Source organism: Mesorhizobium sp. (assembly GCF_004962925.1).
Classification (GTDB): Bacteria; Pseudomonadota; Alphaproteobacteria; order Rhizobiales; family Rhizobiaceae; genus Mesorhizobium.
The window spans coordinates 25591-27640 of sequence record NZ_SUEO01000064.1 but is presented as its reverse complement, the minus strand read 5'-3'; the positions used below and the strand labels follow the sequence as shown (position 1 = coordinate 27640).

Sequence of the window (2050 nt, the reverse complement as noted above, 5' to 3'; positions counted from 1 at the left end):
CATATTCCGGTCATCGCGTCTTCGCCGGGCCCTATCACCGCAACATCGCCGGAGATCTGCTTGCGCTCGACGCCTTCCAGGGGTCGTCCGCCGATGCCAGGGCGGTCGTGGCGACGCATCACGTCGGCCTTATCGCGGTTTGTCGTGGCAATGCGGAAAGCGAGCTTCTCGCCGCCAAGGCGCCTCAGGGCTTTCTTGCCGGATTGATGCGCATCAGCGGAGGTTCCCTCGAACTGTACCGCGTGCGGCTCGACCGCTGAAACGGCTCTTCACCTGTGAAAGAAATCGGTTTGGGTACGGTTCCTAAAGGGTTTGCTGCCAGTCTCGGAATTATTCCGACCTTAAAACAGGGTTACCGATGCAAACGACGTTTGGCACCGGGCAGGCAACCAGGGAAAGCACGGATCTGGCCTTTACCGATCCGTTGACCGGGCTTGGCAATCATCGCCGCTTCTTCGACAAGGTCGACCGCCTGATCAGCGACCGCGCCGACGATCCGGCGCCGTTCACCGTCGGCATCCTCGACCTCGACGGTTTTAAGCCGATCAACGACTTGTTCGGACACAAGGCCGGCGACGAGATCCTGATCCAGGTGGCGATGCGGCTGCGCGCATCGATGGACAGCCATTCCACCGTCTGCCGCATCGGCGCCGACGAATATGCCTTCCTCTATCCGATGGTGTTCAGCGAGGAGGCGGCGGCCGAAAAGTCACGAACGCTGATCGAGATACTGTCGGCGCCTTACGATGTCGGCGAACGCACTGCCAGGCTTTCGGCCTCGGTCGGTTGCTCGATGTTTTATTCGGGCGACGAGACCACCGAAATTCTGGTCAGCAAGGCCGAGACGGCGCTCTACCATGCCAAGCGTTCGGGCCGCGGACGGGTGGTCGTCTATAGCAGAGAGATGGAAGAAGCGGCCAAGCGCGTTACCCTCATTGAGCAGGCGCTTCGCCGGGCTGTCTCGGCCGGCGAGGTCGAGCCGCATTTCCAGCCCATCGTCGATCTTAGGACCCGCCGCACCATCGGCTTTGAGACGCTGGCGCGCTGGACCGATCGTGATCTCGGCTCGGTTCCGGCGACGGTGTTCATCCCGATCGCCGAGGAGCGGGGCATCATCGGCCCGCTGTCACAGCTTGTGCTGCGCAAGGCCGCCGAGGCGGCCAGGAGCTGGCCCAAGGATCTGTTCCTGTCCTTCAACCTGTCGCCGTCGCAGCTCGTCGACCAGAACACCGGGCTGCACATATTGGCGATCCTCGACCGCACCGGCTTCGACCCGCGCCGGCTCGAGATCGAGATCACCGAAACCGGCCTGATGAACGATCCAGCCTCGGCCGAGAAGATCGTCGAGAACCTTCGTCGCGTCGGCATCCGTGTGTCGCTCGACGATTTCGGCACCGGCCAGTCCTCGCTCGGCCGTCTGCGTGAATTCCACTTCGACAAGCTCAAGATCGACCGCGCCTTCGTCTCCTCCATCCTCGACGACCGCCCGTCCGAACACATCATCCGGGCGATCCTAGCCATGTGCGAGGGGCTCGGCATGGATGTGGTCGCCGAAGGCATCGAGCAGGAAGCGCAGGCCGAGCGCCTTGTCCAGTTCGGCTGCGCCGGCGGGCAGGGCTTTCTGTTCGGCAGACCGGTCGATGCCGACGCCACGCTCGGCTATCTCAGAGATTCCTTCCGCGGCGCCTTGCGCGTCAAGTCAATCTGACGACCGGCCGCGCTGCCGCTGCGGCGCAGCCTTCTTTTTGTCAGACATAAGCCGTAAGAATCGGTTTTTCGCCCTTGCTCCCCGGACCGGGCTGGCTAGGATGCGCGCCGACCGAGCCTACAGCGCCGCACGTCCTTCTGGACGCGCAAAGATCGCTGTAGCGCTTTTGATTTGCGCATGATCCTTTCCGAAAAATCGATTCCGATTTTCAGGGTCGTGCGCAGGGAGAAAAAAATGATGCTATCGGCACGCTTTGCCGACCTTGAAGGCGCTTCGGTGCTGATCACCGGCGGCGGCTCCGGCATTGGCGCCACCCTGACGTGCAAAACCCTCCGTCAGGGT

At 62.4% G+C, this 2050-nt stretch carries 1 protein-coding gene and 2 pseudogenes; all 3 read left to right on the top strand.

Annotated elements, in window-relative coordinates; genetic code table 11:
* Positions 1 to 260 (top strand): annotated as a pseudogene (locus E5W87_RS15145) (GtrA family protein); the annotation flags it as partial.
* Between the two features lie 98 nt (positions 261 to 358).
* Positions 359 to 1708, top strand: a complete 1350-nt coding sequence (locus tag E5W87_RS15140; RefSeq protein WP_292398642.1) for an EAL domain-containing protein — start codon at positions 359 to 361, stop codon at positions 1706 to 1708.
* Positions 1709 to 1942: 234 nt separating this feature from the next.
* Positions 1943 to 2050, top strand: a pseudogene (locus E5W87_RS15135) (3-oxoacyl-ACP reductase); the annotation flags it as partial.